This is a genomic window from Mucilaginibacter sp. P19, from assembly GCF_050632265.1.
Classification (GTDB): Bacteria; Bacteroidota; Bacteroidia; order Sphingobacteriales; family Sphingobacteriaceae; genus Mucilaginibacter; species Mucilaginibacter gossypii.
The window spans coordinates 4,713,072-4,730,630 of sequence record NZ_CP192586.1; the positions used below are offsets into that span (position 1 = coordinate 4,713,072).

At 41.7% G+C, this 17,559-nt stretch carries 14 protein-coding genes and 1 pseudogene; 5 read left to right on the plus strand and 10 right to left on the minus strand.

Features of this window, described 5'->3' with window-relative positions; genetic code table 11:
* Positions 1-818: 818 nt before the first annotated feature.
* Positions 819-2,443 (minus strand): annotated as a pseudogene (locus tag ACQ86K_RS22805) (GH39 family glycosyl hydrolase).
* A gap of 739 nt (positions 2,444-3,182) precedes the next feature.
* Here ACQ86K_RS22805 and ACQ86K_RS22810 point away from each other — a divergent pair.
* The 5 genes from ACQ86K_RS22810 (at position 3,183) to ACQ86K_RS22830 (ending at position 11,070) form a co-directional block, all read left to right on the plus strand.
* On the plus strand, positions 3,183-4,472 hold the full coding sequence (locus tag ACQ86K_RS22810; protein WP_431198857.1) for a SusC/RagA family TonB-linked outer membrane protein: 1,290 nt from the start codon (positions 3,183-3,185) through the stop codon (positions 4,470-4,472).
* Positions 4,415-6,343 carry a SusC/RagA family TonB-linked outer membrane protein gene (locus ACQ86K_RS22815; protein WP_431198858.1) on the plus strand — a complete coding sequence of 643 codons (1,929 nt, stop codon included), beginning with the start codon at positions 4,415-4,417 and terminating at the stop codon, positions 6,341-6,343. The genes ACQ86K_RS22810 and ACQ86K_RS22815 overlap by 58 nt, the downstream gene beginning before the upstream one ends.
* A 150-nt stretch (positions 6,344-6,493) precedes the next feature.
* Complete coding sequence (locus tag ACQ86K_RS22820; protein WP_431198859.1) at positions 6,494-7,969, plus strand: RagB/SusD family nutrient uptake outer membrane protein; 1,476 nt, start codon at positions 6,494-6,496, stop codon at positions 7,967-7,969.
* A gap of 35 nt (positions 7,970-8,004) precedes the next feature.
* On the plus strand, positions 8,005-9,219 hold the full coding sequence (locus tag ACQ86K_RS22825; RefSeq protein WP_091170023.1) for a glycan-binding surface protein: 1,215 nt from the start codon (positions 8,005-8,007) through the stop codon (positions 9,217-9,219).
* A gap of 384 nt (positions 9,220-9,603) precedes the next feature.
* Positions 9,604-11,070, plus strand: coding sequence for a cellulase family glycosylhydrolase (locus tag ACQ86K_RS22830; RefSeq protein WP_091170026.1), 1,467 nt, complete (start codon positions 9,604-9,606; stop codon positions 11,068-11,070).
* A gap of 93 nt (positions 11,071-11,163) precedes the next feature.
* On the opposite strand, the gene ACQ86K_RS22835 is transcribed toward ACQ86K_RS22830, so the two are convergent.
* The 9 genes from ACQ86K_RS22835 to ACQ86K_RS22875 all read right to left on the minus strand — a co-directional run bounded on the left by ACQ86K_RS22835 (position 11,164) and on the right by ACQ86K_RS22875 (position 17,539).
* Positions 11,164-11,553 (minus strand): nuclear transport factor 2 family protein, encoded by a 390-nt coding sequence (locus ACQ86K_RS22835; protein ID WP_091170029.1) that lies wholly within the window; start codon positions 11,551-11,553, stop codon positions 11,164-11,166.
* Positions 11,554-11,565: 12 nt separating this feature from the next.
* Entirely contained in the window at positions 11,566-12,018 is a 453-nt protein-coding gene (locus ACQ86K_RS22840; RefSeq protein ID WP_431198860.1) for a hypothetical protein, read from the minus strand.
* Positions 12,003-12,404 carry a hypothetical protein gene (locus tag ACQ86K_RS22845; RefSeq protein ID WP_431198861.1) on the minus strand — a complete coding sequence of 134 codons (402 nt, stop codon included), beginning with the start codon at positions 12,402-12,404 and terminating at the stop codon, positions 12,003-12,005. Before ACQ86K_RS22845 ends, ACQ86K_RS22840 begins: the two co-directional genes overlap by 16 nt.
* Before the next feature lie 104 nt (positions 12,405-12,508).
* Positions 12,509-12,940 carry a Crp/Fnr family transcriptional regulator gene (locus ACQ86K_RS22850; protein ID WP_431198862.1) on the minus strand — a complete coding sequence of 144 codons (432 nt, stop codon included), beginning with the start codon at positions 12,938-12,940 and terminating at the stop codon, positions 12,509-12,511.
* Positions 12,934-13,089 carry a hypothetical protein gene (locus tag ACQ86K_RS22855; protein ID WP_431198863.1) on the minus strand — a complete coding sequence of 52 codons (156 nt, stop codon included), beginning with the start codon at positions 13,087-13,089 and terminating at the stop codon, positions 12,934-12,936. The genes ACQ86K_RS22850 and ACQ86K_RS22855 overlap by 7 nt, the downstream gene beginning before the upstream one ends.
* Before the next feature lie 333 nt (positions 13,090-13,422).
* On the minus strand, positions 13,423-14,781 hold the full coding sequence (locus tag ACQ86K_RS22860; protein WP_369596629.1) for an alpha-L-fucosidase: 1,359 nt from the start codon (positions 14,779-14,781) through the stop codon (positions 13,423-13,425).
* Entirely contained in the window at positions 14,723-14,884 is a 162-nt protein-coding gene (locus ACQ86K_RS22865; RefSeq protein WP_431198864.1) for an alpha-L-fucosidase, read from the minus strand. The genes ACQ86K_RS22860 and ACQ86K_RS22865 overlap by 59 nt, the downstream gene beginning before the upstream one ends.
* A 254-nt stretch (positions 14,885-15,138) precedes the next feature.
* The gene (locus ACQ86K_RS22870) at positions 15,139-17,187 is read right to left on the minus strand and encodes a glycoside hydrolase family 2 TIM barrel-domain containing protein (protein WP_431198865.1); all 2,049 of its coding nucleotides are present in this window, start codon (positions 17,185-17,187) and stop codon (positions 15,139-15,141) included.
* Positions 17,141-17,539, minus strand: a complete 399-nt coding sequence (locus ACQ86K_RS22875) for a sugar-binding domain-containing protein (protein ID WP_431198866.1) — start codon at positions 17,537-17,539, stop codon at positions 17,141-17,143. Before ACQ86K_RS22875 ends, ACQ86K_RS22870 begins: the two co-directional genes overlap by 47 nt.
* Positions 17,540-17,559 lie beyond the last annotated feature (20 nt).

The following is a 17,559-nucleotide window of genomic DNA, read 5'->3' on the forward strand; positions in this document are numbered from 1 at the left end:
AAGAACAATTAAACAGAGCGCATAAACAAACGTCATTTTAGCGATTGCGCTTCTGTTTTAAATCAGTGCAGGTTGTTTTTTGGTTAAAGCCTCTCTTAGGCTATTGGTTTGGGAGCCAAATACATAGGCCGAAAAGGCCACAAAAGTGAATAAATAGGGTACTGAATGTTTAATTTAAAAGAAAATATGATACCGGTGACTATAATCTTGAATACTATAGATATAATTCAAGATAAAATATAACGAAAATTATTATCAACTGAGATTAAGACCCTACTAAAGTAATTTAAATAAAACTAATTCATTTCACTCCTTTAAGTTGTAAATAATAGTAATTTAGTAATATTATTAATACCTCAACCTACTTTAAATGATTAGCAAAATAGAAGAAACAGCCGTGACCATGTCCGTGGGTTCGCCGCTACAAAATTTGGGGTTTTATACCTCCCTTACTTTCTTAATGGCTATGGTGATTTTTCAAATCAGGTATACAACAAAAAAAGAAACCCTGAATATTATTTAAAGAAGTTATAAGGATATTTATAAAATATCCGATCAATAATAAATGTTGCTCACCAATTAGCCAAACCAATTGCCAAATTCGATGCGGACAGGCTATATTGTGAATTTTAACCGGTATATAAAACGAATAAATATGCGTGCCAGCTTAATTGAGCTGCCGAAGATGAAAATAACTGTGTAAGAGGTTTAGCTTTGCAGATTAACTAACAAACTACCCGGGCATACGCCAGTAGGTGATACTTTTAAATGAGTATCATCCATCTGCTGACGTATTAAAATGAGATAACTGAAGGCTGCTAAAGTTTAACGATATTAATGAAAGCAACATCGTTTTCCCTGACAGGAAGTTTCTTAAACGCCTTACCTGATGCATTTACTGTAATATCCTCATGCCAGACGGCTGCACCACTATTTTCCTTTTTTAGTTTATCAACCTGTGCTTTTGTCAATTGATCAGGTTTATCGAAAGACAGGTACGTTGTGTACGGATCATTTACCTTATATCCCGTTTTATAGATTTCCATCCGATATTTGCCGCTGGGCATACCGGATATTACCAATTCAACCTCTCCTTTTGATTTAGCAGGCAGGTCGCGGACATAGTAAGCCTGGTTATTGACAGAATCAGGCAAAGTATAAGTGTAGTCCCAAAGCAACACCTGAACATCCCCTTTTTTATTTTTACAGGCCCAGGAGGAGCTATCCTGATCTGTTATTTCCGTTTCACCTAATTTGTTTAAAAAAGAATAGGCAAAAAAAGCCGGCTTCTTTATCCCCTGAGTATTGAGTAAACCGAAACCTCCGTGGAATGGCGTAAACCGTGGTCCGGCCTCTTCAAAGATGTCAGTGAACGTCCAGTAAGACATGGAATTGGCTGCAGATCCGGTTTGCTTCAATTTTTCAAGTATATATGCCGCTTCGTGATAACTATCGTGTATGGGATCTGACGGAGTATAAGATGAGCTCCATTCGGTATAATGTAATTCGAGGCCCGGAATTGTGGAGTTTTCTATTTGCTTGCGTGAATTCCGAACATCACCGCTAACGCTTCCTTTGTTTTTGTCAAGTACGGTACCGGTTGAACCGTACTCGTCCAAAAAGCCTTGTTTTACACCATAAGCATGGGTACTTATAAAATCAATAGGAACTGAATTTTTGCTGCAAAAATCTATCATGTCAGGTACCCATGCCGCACCGGCAGTAGCCGGCCCCCTACTTTATAGGCTGGGTTTACGCTTTTTATCGCCTTCGCGCTATATTGATACAATTTAAAATACTCTTCTTGCGAACCTGTCCAAAAACCATCTTTGAGGTTCGGCTCATTCCAAACTTCAAAATACCATTTTTTAACTTCGTCAATTCCGTACCGCTCGGTAAAATGCTGAGTAAGGTTACGGATTAAACCTTCCCATTTATTATAGTCTTTCGGGGGTGTTACATTTCCCCTCCACCAAAAAATTGTCTTATTACCACTTGCCAACGCTCCCGGCATAAACCCCAGTTCAACAAACGGTTTCATGCCTATACTTAAAATATAATCATATAAAGCGTCAACGTATTGGTAATTATATTCCGGCTTACCATTCCTGTCTTCCCGGTAAACAGCCATATCGTCTGTAAGCAGGCCATGCATCCTGATATATTTAAAACCGCATTCTTTTTGTACAGTGGCCAATTGCTGCTGCCAGTCGGCCCGCAAGCCTTCATTTGCGCGCCCTGCTCCTACACAAAAATTAAATGACCTATTAAAACGTCCTTTTTCTTTTTTAAAATCGATGTTGATAACCCTTTTAGCTTGATTTACTTTTTCCGGGTTGTTACCTTGAGCAAAAACGTTACTAAAAAAAGGCTTCCTAAAATAATGGGTAAGATTTTCATATTGATTTTTATATCTCAGCTTACAATATTGGTACGCAGCAATAAACGAAGCTAAGCAATATCATATCAGAGGCTGCAAATTTATGTTGCACCATGCTCCTTATTGTTGGTAAATAGGGATACAAATGTTAATTTTTGATGATCGTATCTGCAATGACCTTCGCCGGTCTCTTCAACAGTTTTTAAAATTGGTATTATTTTCGCATTTGTTAGTACTTTTCGGCGATTTTACCTTCAAATTTAAATGTCAATAGCTGTTCTTAAAGCTTCACTTTTAGCTTTTTTGGGAATATTGCTGGCTCTGCATTGGCGTTTTGACGCCTATTATTGATAAAAACAACTTTAATTGACTTATAATCAATTAGTTAATTTTAATTAACATTTGTACCCCCATTTGTAAACAATCGATTGCGATTGGTCATCTAATTTCATCCTCCATAAAGCGGCATATCTTCTATACCGATGCCGTAGTCTGATGCCTGAACAACGGGACAGATGATAACCAATTTTATGAATAACCTAATTTAAACTAAGCATTATGCCAAAACGCGTACTTATTAATACTTGTGCCATTCACGAGGCAAACCATTAAAAAAATCAATTCAGGATTTGTTGTAAATATCCCGTCCGCATTACGCAGGTATGCTTCCGTGTAAATATCCCGATGCTCTCGCCAACTTCAGTTCCACTGTAATAAAATATGAATATGACAGGATAAATCAAGTCCGAAACCAATCAAATAAACAAACCAAATAACCAAACAATTATGAACCCCAATTAACATGGAAAAAGATTTACGAAAAAGATTAAGACATGTAGTACTGCTGTTTACAACTTTGTTGTTGTTAAACCTTACAGGTTACGCGCAAAGTGTTAAAATTACAGGTAAAATTACCAGTACAGACAATAATCAGCCGCTGCCCGGTGTAACCATTAAAGTAAAGGATTCGCCAACGGGCACACTATCTGGTGCAGATGGCAGCTACAGTATCAATGCAAAAAATGGGGATGTGCTGATTTTTAGCTTTATAAGTTACAATTCCCAGCAAATATACGTAAGCTCATCTACCGTTATAAACGTAGCCCTCAAACCCGCAACCAGCGACTTGAACGAAGTTGTTGTAATTGGTTATGGCACCAGGAAAAGACATGACCTTACCGGGGCTATATCGTCAGTAACAGCGGCAGACCTATTAAAAGCGCAACCTACCACATTTGACCAGGCCTTACAAGGAAGAGTAGCGGGTGTGGTTGTACAACAGGTATCAGGCCAGCCCGGTGGTGACGTTAACGTGCAGATCCGCGGTTTGGGCGGTTTTACAGGCGCCCCTCCCCTATATGTAATCGACGGGGTACAGATACCACCGAATGGACAGTCGGCTATTGCGGGCAATGGCACTAACCCCTTATCCAGCATCAACCCCTCAGATATAGCTTCGATAGATGTGTTAAAAGACGCTTCAGCGACCGCTATTTATGGTTCGCAGGCATCTAACGGTGTAATTATTATTACCACTAAAAAAGGCACCACAGGTCCTCCGCTAATTAGTTATGACGGATACCAGGGCTGGCAAAAATTACCCAAGTATTATGATGTGATGGATTTAAGGCAGTACGCCACTTTCATGAATGAAAAATCGGCAATTATCGGTTATGATATGCGGCCGCAATTTGCAAATCCGCAATACCTGGGTGTTGGTACCAACTGGCAAAAAGCGCTGTTCCGTACAGCTCCTATGCAAAACCATAATTTAGCCATCAGCGGTGGTGATAGCAGGACAAAATATTATATATCAGGCACGTATTTTTCACAAACAGGGATAGCGTTAGGCTCAGATTTTAAAAGGACTTCGGTAAAAGCAAATATCGATAATAAAACCACCGATTGGTTAAAGGTTGGCATCAACTTGAATATGGCGCATGTGGCCGAAAATGTTACCACTTCCAATACAGGTGTGATTTTGCAGGCGCTTAATCAAACGCCCGACGTAGCTGTAAAAAATCCTGATGGCACATGGGGGGTAATGATCCCAATATTTATGGTGCGGTGGGCACTAACCCGTTTGCGATAGCAACTATTGTAAAAGATTTTAAAAGCCGCTACCAGTTGTTTAGCAATGCCTATGCAGAAATCCAATTCACCAGGGATTTAACCTTGCGCAATGAGGTTGCCGGAAATTTTGACTTTGCAACTGAAGATTATTTTAACCCAAGCTATGTTATGGGCGCTTACACCAAGAGCAATAACAGTGGTACTGCTTCAAGCGCGCAAAATTTCTATAACTCAATCTCGAATTATTTAACCTACCAGCACACATTTGCAAAAAAATATTGGGTAAACGTAGTGGCTGGCCATGAAGCCCAGTTGCTTAAAAATAGCGGCATATCGGCTACCCGAACCAATTTTGCAAGTAATAACGTACAAACAATCAGCAGCGGCGACGCCACAACTGCAACCAATACCGGTGTTAAAGGACAAGGCGCTTTAGAGGCCTATTTTGGCCGGGCTAACTTTACTTATGACGACCGCTATTTGTTAACCGCAACCGTACGTCATGACGGTTCGTCGAAATTTGCTGAAGCCAACCGGTGGAATACCACATATTCAGGTGCCCTTGCCTGGAAGATTAACCACGAAAGCTTTCTTAAAAGTGTAAAAGCGATTAATGATCTTAAGCTTAGGCTCGGTTACGGATTGGTAAACAATCAAAATATTGCTGAATATGCTTATGGTTCAACTCTAAGTACAATATCCACCGGTTTATCAGGTAATTCGCAAATAACTACTACAACTGGTAATCCGAACATCAAGTGGGAAACGACAAAATCATATAACCTTGGTTTGGATGCAACAGTGTTAAACGGAAGGATCAGTTTAACGGGCGATGTCTATTACCGCAAAACCAACAACCTTTTGCTTAGCCTTACCTTACCGTATTATTCAGGCACATTTGCTGCCGGTGGATATTCACCCGGCGCAGTGCAAGCTCCATATGTAAACGTTGGCGCGGTGAGCAATAAGGGCTTCGAGTTTTCACTTAATACACAAAATATCCGGTCAAAATATTTTAACTGGAGCACCAACATCAACTTTACCCGAAATATCAACAAAGTACTTGCATTGGTTGACGGCACCCCGGCAATTTACGGATCTGTTTCCAAAACTGTTGTTGGCCGTTCAATCGGCGAATTTTACGGATACCAGGTACTGGGTATTTACAAAAACGCCGCCGACTTTGCAAAATACACCGCCTTGCCCCAAAATGGCAGCGGCCCTATACCTATAACGCCAGGCTCAGGTGGTGTTTGGGTAGGCGATGTTATTTTTAAAGACATTAATGGGGATGGTAAAATTGATGCAAACGATCAAACCTTTTTGGGTTCGCCCATGCCTAAATTTCAATTTGGCATCAATAACAGCTTTAGCTATAAAAATTTCGACCTGAATGTTTTTATGGCCGGCAATTATGGCAATAAAGTTTATAACCAGTTAAAGGTTAACGGCGATAACCCTAATCAAAACTTTGGCTATTTCCCGTCTGTTTTCAACTATGCTAAAATCGGTTTGATTAATCCAACCGGTTCCAGTTCGGATATCAACAATGTATTCATTACAAACCCTTCAACCAACATCGTCAGGATCAGCCAAAGCAGTGGTAATGATAACCAGCGCTTTTCCGACAAATATGTCGAAAACGGTTCCTATTTAAAGTGCAAAAGCATCGCTTTAGGATATAGTTTTTCAAATAACCTTTTGAATAAGATCAAATTAAGATCGTTGAGGGTATATGTTAACGTAACCAATGTGTTCACCATTACCAAATACACCGGCTACGATCCTGAGATTGGCTCATGGAACCCATTAGCAGCCGGTATCGATAATGGATATTATGCACAGCCGCGCGTTTACACATTTGGCCTGAATGTATCCCTAAACAATTAAAATCAAGATTTATGAAACGTATCAAAATAAATATAGTCTTGCTGGTTATCGGTATAATTATGATAAGCAGCTGCAAAAAGATTACCTTAACCGCCCCCTTTAACCGGTATTACTACCGATAATTTTTATAAAAGCGGTTCGGATTTAAGATTGGCTACAGCTACACTTTACGCGCAGCCCTGGGCTACCTGGAATAACTTTCCATTGCTTGGGATGGGGGATATCATGAGCGGCAATATGTTACAGCCTTATAATGCCGATCTCGTTCAGCTTACTACCTTTTCCATCACGCCGCAAAACGGAACGCTAACATCGGCATGGCAAAGCTTTTTTAACGTTATAGCGCATTGCAACATCAATATTAAAGCCATTAAGACCAAAATGCCCGATAGCGTAGCCGTAAAAAGTAAAACAAGCGCGCTTGGTGAAATCAGGTTTATTCGTGCTACTTCCTATTTTTATCTTGCCCAGTTATGGGGGCCTGTACCTATTGTAGAAGATAATGACAAGTTGATAGCTAACCCGCTGGTACCTCGCCATAAGCTTGAGGATGTATACAAGTTTATTATCAATGATTTAAGATACGCCGTTGCTAATTTGCCCCGAACTGATCAGCCTGGCCGTGTTACTACATGGTCGGCGCAGGGTATGCTGGCAAAAGTTTATTTAACCCGGGCCGGTTTAAATCAAAAAGGCTCACGCAACCAGTCTGATCTGGATAGCGCCGCGTACTATGCCGGTAATGTTTGCAAAACCAGCGGTTTATCTCTTTTACCAAGCTACTACAATCTTTTCAGGACACAGTATAATGACAATTCTGAATCATTATTTGCCTATCAATGGGCGCCTGGAGTACCTTACGGGCAAGGTAATTCCATACAAGCCCAATTTGCACCAAGCGGCAGCCTTGTTACCGGCGGCGGCGGCTGGGGCGGCGCAATTGGCCCAACGATAGATCTTGCAAACCAGTATACTGCCCAGGACTCGGTACGCCGCAAAGCTACATTTATGCTTACCGGTGATAAATACCCTGAGCTTAACGCGGCAGGTGGAGGTTACACAGCAACTGGTGTAAACGTTAAAAAACACATAGTAGGTACCGCCGCCGATAACAACTCGCCTACTATGGACCTTTGGTCATCTATCGAGCATAATACTGTATTACGCCTTGCCGATGTATATTTAATTTATGCCGAAGCTTTATTAGGCAACAACGCATCAACCACTAACACGGATGCATTGCTGTACTTTAATCAGGTACGCAGCAGGGCGGGTGTTGATGTTGTTACCCAACTTACTCCTGATATCATCATGAAAGAAAGACGGATTGAGCTGGCCTTTGAAGGCCAGTACTGGTTTGACCTTGTGCGCCTTTCTTATTACGACCCTAATAAGGCAATTTCCATAATTAGTAAGCAAATAACCCTTACAAATGACCCTGATCCTAATAACAGGTACGTGCCGCGTTCACAATTTAGCTATGATCCGGCCACTGGAGTAAAAAAAGCATCTAATAATAGCCTGATCATAACGCCGCCGACCGTTAACACATTTACGCTGCCTATACCGGCAAATGAGCAAACGGCAGACCCTAAGTTGTTAGAGGCCCCTGTACCCTATTATTAATTGCATTCAGAATCGTTTAGATAATTCTTAAAATCATGAAAAAATTAAATCATATTAAAAGCTGTTTGCTGCTTGCCTTGCTTGTTGCGGCCGCATTTATGCAATCCGGCTGTAAAAAGGATGCAACATCATCATCAAAAGGGACTCCTGTGATTACCTCTATCCGTAATTATGTGGCCCATCCCGGGGATTCGCTACTGAGCAGTGTGGGTACCGGTCAATGGGTAGTTATTTCGGGTAAAAATTTAAAAGGTGCACTTGCTATCAATTTTGATGGCGTAAAAGGCTCTTTTAATGACGCCTGGTTTTCAGATACCAGCGCTATAGCTCTCATACCGGCTGTTATTGCGTTCCCGACGGTACCTTCGGATAAGCTGAATACCATCCAATACATTACCAATCATGGTCAAACTACGTTTTCGTTCCCTATTGTAGCGCCCGCCCCTACTATTACAGGCGTTTCTAACGAAGACGCTAACCCGGGCGATTCGGTTAAAATAAACGGGCTTAGCTTCTTCTTTGTTAAAAGCGTCATTTACGGCGGAATTAATATCACCAACTTTAAATCGTCAAATGATGGCACAAGCATTAGTCTTGCGGTGCCTGCAGGCATTACGCAAACGGGTGGTATTGTAAGCGTTGAAACAAAATCAGGCAAAGCCGCAACTGTTTATTCGATACACAATTTTGTAAACGGGGTATTGAATAATTACGATAACATTAATAATTTCTCGTGGGGTTCGGGCACTTCCAACAGTTCGGCAAACTACCCTGGCAACACCGGTTATTATGGGATCATGAAAGCATCAAATGTCCCTGCCGGCGATGGATCCTGGTGGAATGACGGTAGGTCAATCAATACAAACTCGGCGCAATGGATACCTCAGGCCAACATGAAAGATACCTTAAGCCATTATGTTTTAAAATTCGAGATATCGGTTACCAAGCCATGGATAAACGGCTCTATCCAAATAGTAAAAGATTACTCATGGAATTATTCAGCCCTTTATCATCCGTGGAAAACCTCCACAGGAGCAACAGTTCCGTTTACTACCAAGGGCTGGCAAACAGTTACTATTCCATTGTCAAATTTTGTTGACAGTAAAGGCTTTCCGGCACCAACGCTTTCAGATCTGCTTGGTTCAGCAGGAGCCGGGGCCATCAACGTTACATTTACTAATGATGGCTCAAGTACTGTTCAAAATTTTGAAGCGGCTATTGATAATATCAGAGTAGTAAGAGTTAAATAAGCGAGAGAGTTAGTTGATTATAAATGAATGCGCGGGGCCTTAACAGGTCCCGGCATTTTTTTAGCTGATGCCTGGATATTAAAACTCTGAAAGCTGAGATACGGAGAAAACTCCGGTAAAGAATTTAATATAACTGTTCATAACCTGACAACAGTTTAAATTAAAAAGTAAAAGTTAGTTGAATAAGTGAATGCCTGGGGTTGTAGCAGGGCCCCGGCATTTTTTAACAACGTAAGCTAACAAGGCTTTGTGCAGCATGAATTTTAAAAAAACGGTTCTGCGTACCTCAAATAACTACACCATAATTGTTCTAATACTTACCTAACCCAAACCAATAATCGCATGCAAAAACAAACAAAGAATTTATTACCAATCATTTAAAAAATGAAAAAAACATTTTTCTTAAAACCAGTATTTTTAATACCAATTGTATTGATTTCGTTTTTTTCGTGTAAAAAAACGAATAACGCCCCGCCGGAACTTACTGTAAACCAAACAGCAATAACTTTTACACCTCAGGGCGGTACGCAGGATTTTTCTATTTCCTGTAATGCAACATGGAATATCGTTAATCCAGGCTCTACCTGGCTGCAGTTAAGCACCACATCAGGCAATAGCGGCAGTATCGTCATTCATATCAAAACGTTATCAGAAAACGGTACAGGATCAACACGTTCCAGTACCTTGACCATAAACTCCTCAAACGGACAGGCGAGAACCTTAAAAGTGTCTCAAACATCAAACCTTTTCCCCAATTACAATACTTCACCAATAGCTCCTGATGCAACCGGGATGAGCAGTAACGCTGTTCAGCTTGCCACGAAAATAAAATTGGGTTGGAATATTGGCAATACACTGGAAGCTTCTGGCGGCGAAACAGGCTGGGGCAATCCGCTAATCACTGAAGATTATGTAAAATTTGTAAAACAGCAAGGCTTTAATGCCATACGCCTCCCCTGCGCCTGGAACATGGGCCATTTAAGTAACCCGGCAACTGCGCAAATAGATCCAAACTGGATAAAACGGGTAAAAGAAGTAGTAGGGTATTGCGTAAACAATGATATGTATGTGTTGCTTAACATCCATTGGGATGGTGGCTGGCTTGAAAATAACATTACCCAAGCCAAACAAGATTCAGTTAATGCTAAACAAAAGGCATTATGGGAACAAATTGCCACAGCTATGCGCGATTTTGATGAACACCTGATGTTTGCCAGTGCTAATGAGCCAGCTGCAGATGATGCCGCGGCAACGGCGATACTTTCTACCTATCATCAAACCTTTATTAACGCGGTTAGATCAACCGGTGGAAAAAATGTCTATCGTGTATTGGTACTTCAGGGCCCCTCTACTAATATGGAGAAAACAAGTGCTTTTATGACCAATCTTCCGCAAGATCAGGTGACAAACAAGCTGATGGTAGAGGTACATTACTATTCTCCATTTCAGTTCTGCTGCCTGTTGGACAATGATGCAAGCTGGGGTAAAATGTTTTATTATTGGGGCTCAGGGCACCACTCGGCTATTGAGCCTGAACGAAATGCCACCTGGGGTGAAGAGAGCGATGTCGACGCCTCATTCAACCTAATGAAGACAAACTTCGTTGATAAAGGGATTCCTGTTCTTTTAGGCGAATATGGTGCCTACAGGCGCGACAACACAGCGCACGTTCCTTTAGATTTACCAACACATGAAGATGCGGTAGACTATTGGAATTTTTATGTTACAAAACAAGCAAAAACACGTGGCATGCTGCCATTTTATTGGGATACAGGCGGCGCTCTGGACAGAAGAAATTATACAGTAAAAGATCAGCGTACGATAACCGCTATTAAGCAAGGCGCAAATTAAAAAAAACACCTGGGGCTTCCACTGGCCCCGGGCATTTTTTTGTCGCGCCCTCAAATCAATAATGAACGCAACTGAGCCTCATTGATTAATTATTCATTTTGTTGCCTCATCAACCGTTTTACTATCCACAAACTGTTCAAAAGACGTTATGAGGCCGTTTTCCAGTTGCCAAAGATGCGCCACGCGCGCTTTAAAAAATTTGTTTGTTTCTTTATAGGTACCGCTATATGTACCAAAGGCAACTGCTTTATGGCCATCAGCAACATAACCCTCCAGCGTAAACTTATAATCGATCCACTCGGTAGCCAGGCGATAAAACACATTTTGGGCAATCGCTTCAAAACCTATATAAGTGCCGGCGAGCGGAAATCCCGCGGCCTCTGTCCAAACAGCATCAGGTGCGAGAAATTTTTGAAGGTTTTTGCCGTTTTCTTCCGAAGATTTTCCTTCGTAAGTGCTCTTTACAATTTCAAGATTTGTCATCGCTTTTAATATTTACCATTTCATTTCGCCTGTGTTTACTTTAGCTCCAATCTGAAGTGCTATATCAAACTTAAGATCGGGATAATGGTTTTTTATAGCAGCAATCAACTCCCCTGATGTTTTATTTGCTTTCAGGGCTTCTTCGTAAAATAAAAGGTAGTTTTTAGTGTGGGACACTGACGCAGTATCGAAAGCGGAATACTGATCAGTATGGGCAGGAATTACAATTGATGGCGCCAGTGCAGTAATCTTATTCAAAATAGCAATCCATTTATCACGTGTGTCGGGGGTTTGCGCGTCGGCTGTCCACAGGTTGAAATTGCTGCCAAAAATATTAATGCCCCCTATTACAGCTTTTACGGAAGGGATCCATACAAAAGATCTCGAAGGGAACTCTTCAAGTCCGTATATTTCAATTTTTTCGCCCTCCAATTCAAATAAACCATCCTTTAGCAATTGCGGCAATACCACATTTTTGGTAAGGGCATTGCCAAGGCGGCCTCCCCAAACGTCAAGCTTTTTTGCGAGGTTGCCTTGATATGTTCAATGGTTGTGTCATTTGCATAAACTGTAACCTCAGGAAAGTAACGTTTGAAGATCTCCAATCCGAAATAGAAGTCGGGATCGGCATAACTGATATAAATTAAAGATAATTTCTTACCCGAGTTTTTGATGTGCTCCGCAACAACTTCCGCCTCGGCCAGGGTAAACTGGGCATCGACGAGCATTGCTTCCGTCTTCCCCGAAATAATTGTTGATGTTACGCCAAAACCGGTTTCCGCTGCAATAAATACATCAAGTGTAAGATTGCCTGATTGAAATTGTTTAAATTGCTGTGCCTGCGTTTCCATAGTTAAAAACCTTTTGTTAAACCTTATTGATTAATAGATTAAACAAAGGTACCCATGGTCAAAACGAAAAACATTGAACAAGTTCAACAAACGCAAAAATACAGCTACTTCTCCTTTGCCAGTTTATTACGAATTTTGCTCAAAAACTCATGACTAATCCCCAGGTATGCCGCTATTTGCCTGTTGGATAACCTGTTGTATAAATCCGGATACTTTGCTAAAAAGTCCTGGTATCGTTTATCGGCCGTTTTACTCAAATTATCGATCATCCTGCGCTGCAAGGCTACATGCGTTTTCTGCGTCATGATACGGAACAGCTTCTCAATGGCAGGAAAATGCTCATAAGCGAGATCCTTGTTTTTCCGGGAAATGACCAGGACTTCACTATCTTCCAAAGCCTCAATAAATAGATTTGATGGTTTTTGGTTAGAAAAACTGTCGATATCAGCAATCCACCAATCTTCGGGCGCAAAATAAAGAACTTGCTCAACACCGTTTGCGTCCACATGGTAAACACGGAAAAGTCCTTTCAGCACAAAACCTTCATGGGCACAAATTTGTCCTTCTGATAGAAAATAGCTTTTTTCTTAAACAACCGAGGTTCAAAAAGATCATGAAACTGTTGCAGTTGATCTTCGCTGAGCGAAACGTGCCTGGCGATGTTATTACGCAGTAGTTGGTTCATAGAATATAATTAATAACACAGCACAGGAGAAAGCCAAGTCAAGCATATCATATAACAACCTTTATACACCTGATATTCACTTTTCTATCTTCAAATACGTTTCTTAAATTAACAAATCTTCTATTAATTTACAGATAATCCGGTTTGATTTTTATAAAATAAATATGGTAAAGAGCTGCTTATCGACTGCTTTAATGTAGCGAAAATAGTAGATCGAAGTTTATCATTGCAGGAATTGCACGCAGCTTCCTTTTAGTCTCCAGAAAAAGACAGGCCCTTCTGTTGAAGCAGAAGGGCCTGTCTTTTAATTTATTTATCTTAAACAGATTTGCCTTAATCAGCAAGCTCAATCCTAAAACCTGATACCTTCCAGGCGGGCAAGTTTAAGGGCTTTTTGATAACAAGTGCATCCGCTTCCTGCTGCCATTGTATTTTTTCTTTACTGCCCAAAAGTTTCACGGAGCGTATTTTTTTGATGTTTATTGCCGACGATTTACCCAGCGATTTGATTCGAATATCTGAAGTGGGCGTATCAAGTAAAAAAGCATATAACTTGTTGCCATTGCAGGTGAAACGGATATCTTCTGCCGTGTATTTCATCCGGTCTTCATTAAAGTTGTCGGATTTAACTTTCACTGCGTTTTCCGGGCGTTCTCCAAATTTTTTCCATGGTCGTGATCCGTAGATCCCTTCGCCATTAGCAGCCGTCCATTTACCTATCTCATCAAGTGTATTCAACATATCGGGCTCTAAATCCCCCTCGGGTGTTTGCACAATGTTTATCAGCAGGTTACCATTTTTACTTACTATGTCTACCAGCATTCGTATAATATCCGTACCACTTTTGTAGGTTTGGCCGGTACGATAAAACCAATCGCCTATAGAAGTATCCGTTTGCCATGGATACGCGCTGATTGAATCCTGAACGCCCCGTTCAAGATCCTGTACCCACATACCCTGCGAAGGTTGCTTGCAATTATACACAGCGGTGAGCTGCCCATTGTTGTAGGCGACATTTCCGTTGTAAAAATTAGCTAACATGTCACGGCCAATATCCCCAAACGGGAAGCCGCCATCTGAGTAAAGCAGGTCGGGGTGATAAGTATCTACCAGTTCTTTAATAGATTTATACCAGGTAAGCTGCCATTCAGGATCTGTAGTATACCAGCCGCGATCATCGGCTTTCGCTTTCGGGTGATATAAGTCAGCATAAGCTGGATCATTCGCATCGTATGGAACACCCTTGTAAGCGCCGGAGGTATCGGCATTATGTGAAGGCTGGTACCATGTATAGCTTGCGCCCAAATGCTCCGACACGCCAAATTTAAGACCGTTCTTCTTAGCCTCTTTTTGCCAAATGCCAACCACATCTTTATGAGGGCCCATTTGTACGGCATTCCACCGGTGCAGTGAAGAGTTCCATAAAAAGAAATTGTCATGATGAGTGCCCATGCTAACAAAATATTTTGCCCCGACTTTTTTATATAGCGCCATCAATTTCTCAGGATCCCATTTTTCCGCCTTCCATAATGGTATAATGTCTTTATAACCAAACTTTGACGGATGCCCGTAATGCGCAACGTGATATTTATTTTGTTCGCTGCCCTGAATATACATGTTACGGGCATACCAATCACCCTGGCGGGGGCACGGCTTGCGGTCCCCAATGCGCCCAGATACCAAACTTGGCATCTCTGAACCACGCAGGATACTGGTATTGTTTAAAAGAAGTATCCGAAGGCTTGAACGGGCCATTGTTAACGGACAGCTCTTGTCCGCGCAGCATCAACGACATCCCGGACAGGACGAGAGCTAAGCGCGAAAATCTTTTTAAGGTTAGTTATCATTTTTTCAGGTATTTATATGTAAACAGAAAAATCTATCGCAGTTCGATAAATTCGGGCTTATACGGCGCAAGCGAAAAACTTCCGGCATCGTCCTTATCAAACAATATATTCTTATTTGATTTTAGCCATAATATTGGCCGGACGTTCATGTTCTTTTTTGATATATCAATAATTGGCGCGTTCCCTGCGTGTTTCCCCTGTGTCAATGTGTGAGCGCTTTAATGGCGATAGTTGCATCAGATAACCCCGCCGAACTAACGGTAAGCTTAATATCGCCGGCATTATGAGTACTCCTGATTACCACCATGGCCCGGCCACGCCAGGCTTTGCGCGAATTGCCTGTATATGGGTCAGTGTCCTTCACGTCCGCATTATCCACCCCGGCCATTACACCAGGCCCTTCAATTTTAAATTGAAGGCGATTTGATGCATTTGGTTGTAGTACGCCATCCTTATCAGTGATTTCAATTGAAACATAGGATAGGTCCTGCCCATTCGGCAATAGCTGCTTACGGTCAGCAATGAGCCAGATCTTAGTAGCGGAGCCTGAAGTTTGCAGCGTAGTTGATTCAATTTCTTTATCATTTTCAACGCCTGCTGCTTTGAGAGTCCCTGGCGTATAGGGCACTGAGAAAGTAGCTTTAAATTCCTGATTTACTGTTGCAGGCTTCTCTCCAAGAAGCTTATCATTAAAGTAAAGCCTTACTTTGGGATATTTGGAATATACTTCTACATCTAATTTTCTGCCTTCAAAGCCTGGCCATGTCCAGCTCTCCCAGGTCGGCCATACCGACCACCAGGTCTCTTTGATTTCCAGTGGTTCGGGCTTTGGCTCGCGGACAGCCATGTACAGCTTTTCCTTATCGTTGTACAACATGCTGCGGTAGTGCGAAATCGGTTTTCTCCATCCGGTTAAATCTATATCTCCGCAATACGCACCATGCCACGGAAAGAAATCGTTTTCCCAATGTTCTCCTGGCACATCGCCCGAATAATACCAGCGGCCAATTCCCGATTCGCCTAAATAATCTATCGCTGTCCACACAAAATCACCAATGATATAATTGTTGTTTTGTACCAGCTTCCAGTTGGCAAAAGCATCGCGAGGATATGATTCGGTTTGAAAAATAACACGTGAAGGAACCCTTTTATGATCAGCAGGCGCACCTTGCAGTTGATAATTATAACCGCAAACATCATGGGCCGCCATAAGCGGATCTAAAGATTCCCAGTCATTGCCCCACTTTACAATTGCCGATGTTACCGGTCGTGTGCTATCTATACCTTTAACAATACCTGCAAGCATTTTAGCGGTCGTAACAGCCTCTGGTTTGTTCCGTTCAACAACTTCATTACCGATACTCCACATAAAAATTGAAGGGTGATTCCTGTCGCGCAGCACCATTGTTTCCAGATCAAGTTTCGACCAGTTATCAAAATATACCGAATAGTCGTGTTTGTTTTTACCAACTCGCCAGCCATCAAAAGCCTCATCAATAACTAATAAGCCTAACCTGTCGCAAGCTTCTAAAAAAGCTTCGGACGGAGGGTTATGAGATGTACGCACGGCGTTGAAGCCTGCAGCTTTCATCAACTCAACCTTACGTTCCTCTGCCCGGTCAAAAGCAGCGGCACCAAGGCACCCGTTGTCATGATGAACACATCCGCCGTTGATCTTTACGGTTTTACCATTAAGCTGGAAACCTTTTTCCGGCGTAAATTTTATTGAGCGGATGCCAAAAGAGGTCTTTGTCTCATCTATTTTTTCATTGCCTTTTAATACCTGGATTTGAGCCTGATATAAATAAGGGGTTTCCGGTGTCCATAATAATGGCTTCGATACTTTTATAATTTGAGTAACCTCTTTTTCGCCGTGTGCCGGTAACTCTACCTTTGTTGTATTATTTCCCGCATCTTTAAAGCTTACGGATAGCAGCCGGGTGTTAACAGCGATGCGCTGCGGAAAGCCGGTTTCGTTTTTTATCGTAGCCTTAACCTGTACCGAAGCCTGCTTTGAAGAGACTTCGGGTGTTGTAATGGCTACTCCCCAATCGGCTAAGTGTAAGGGATTGGTAACGTCAATCCACACATGGCGGTAGATCCCGGAACCACTATACCATCTGCTGTTTATTTGCTGTGAATTATCCACACGTACGGCTATCACATTCTCTTTGTTAAAATCCAGGTAAGGCGAAAGATCATACCTAAATGACAGAATAACCATAAGGCCGGATACCAAGGTATTTACCATTGATAAAAACCTCCGAGTTCATGTAAACGCCCTCAAAATAAACCGAAACGTTTTTTCCTTTCCATTCAGGAGCTACCTTGAACGTTTTTCTATACCAGCCAATGCCTGCCGGGAAATAACCGCCTGCACCTCCCGTTGGATTTTTGGGGCTTACGCTCCCTTCAATGCTCCAATCATGCGGCAAGTCAAGGTTACGCCAGGCATTATCATTAAAATCCCGTAACCGTGCCAACGAATCGTCACCCAGGTTAAATTTCCAATTGTAATCAAACAATTGTTTTCGCCCGGAAGACTGGGCGAAACTTACAACACTGTAAGCCAAAAGCAAGATGACTATTGTTATTTTTTTCATAAAAGTAATATGCTTAAAAC

Excerpts from the sequence above, each read along its gene's own strand:
- ACQ86K_RS22810 (WP_431198857.1), top strand. The coding sequence starts at position 3,183 with ATGGAAAAAGATTTACGAAAAAGATTAAGACATGTAGTACTGCTGTTT.
- ACQ86K_RS22815 (WP_431198858.1), top strand. The coding sequence starts at position 4,415 with ATGGGGGGTAATGATCCCAATATTTATGGTGCGGTGGGCACTAACCCG.
- ACQ86K_RS22825 (WP_091170023.1), top strand. The coding sequence starts at position 8,005 with ATGAAAAAATTAAATCATATTAAAAGCTGTTTGCTGCTTGCCTTGCTT.
- ACQ86K_RS22830 (WP_091170026.1), top strand. The coding sequence starts at position 9,604 with ATGAAAAAAACATTTTTCTTAAAACCAGTATTTTTAATACCAATTGTA.
- ACQ86K_RS22835 (WP_091170029.1), bottom strand. The coding sequence starts at position 11,553 with ATGACAAATCTTGAAATTGTAAAGAGCACTTACGAAGGAAAATCTTCG.
- ACQ86K_RS22845 (WP_431198861.1), bottom strand. The coding sequence starts at position 12,404 with ATGGAAACGCAGGCACAGCAATTTAAACAATTTCAATCAGGCAATCTT.
- ACQ86K_RS22855 (WP_431198863.1), bottom strand. The coding sequence starts at position 13,089 with ATGAACCAACTACTGCGTAATAACATCGCCAGGCACGTTTCGCTCAGC.
- ACQ86K_RS22860 (WP_369596629.1), bottom strand. The coding sequence starts at position 14,781 with ATGCCAAGTTTGGTATCTGGGCGCATTGGGGACCGCAAGCCGTGCCCC.
- ACQ86K_RS22865 (WP_431198864.1), bottom strand. The coding sequence starts at position 14,884 with ATGTCGTTGATGCTGCGCGGACAAGAGCTGTCCGTTAACAATGGCCCG.
- ACQ86K_RS22870 (WP_431198865.1), bottom strand. The coding sequence starts at position 17,187 with ATGGTAAATACCTTGGTATCCGGCCTTATGGTTATTCTGTCATTTAGG.
- ACQ86K_RS22875 (WP_431198866.1), bottom strand. The coding sequence starts at position 17,539 with ATGAAAAAAATAACAATAGTCATCTTGCTTTTGGCTTACAGTGTTGTA.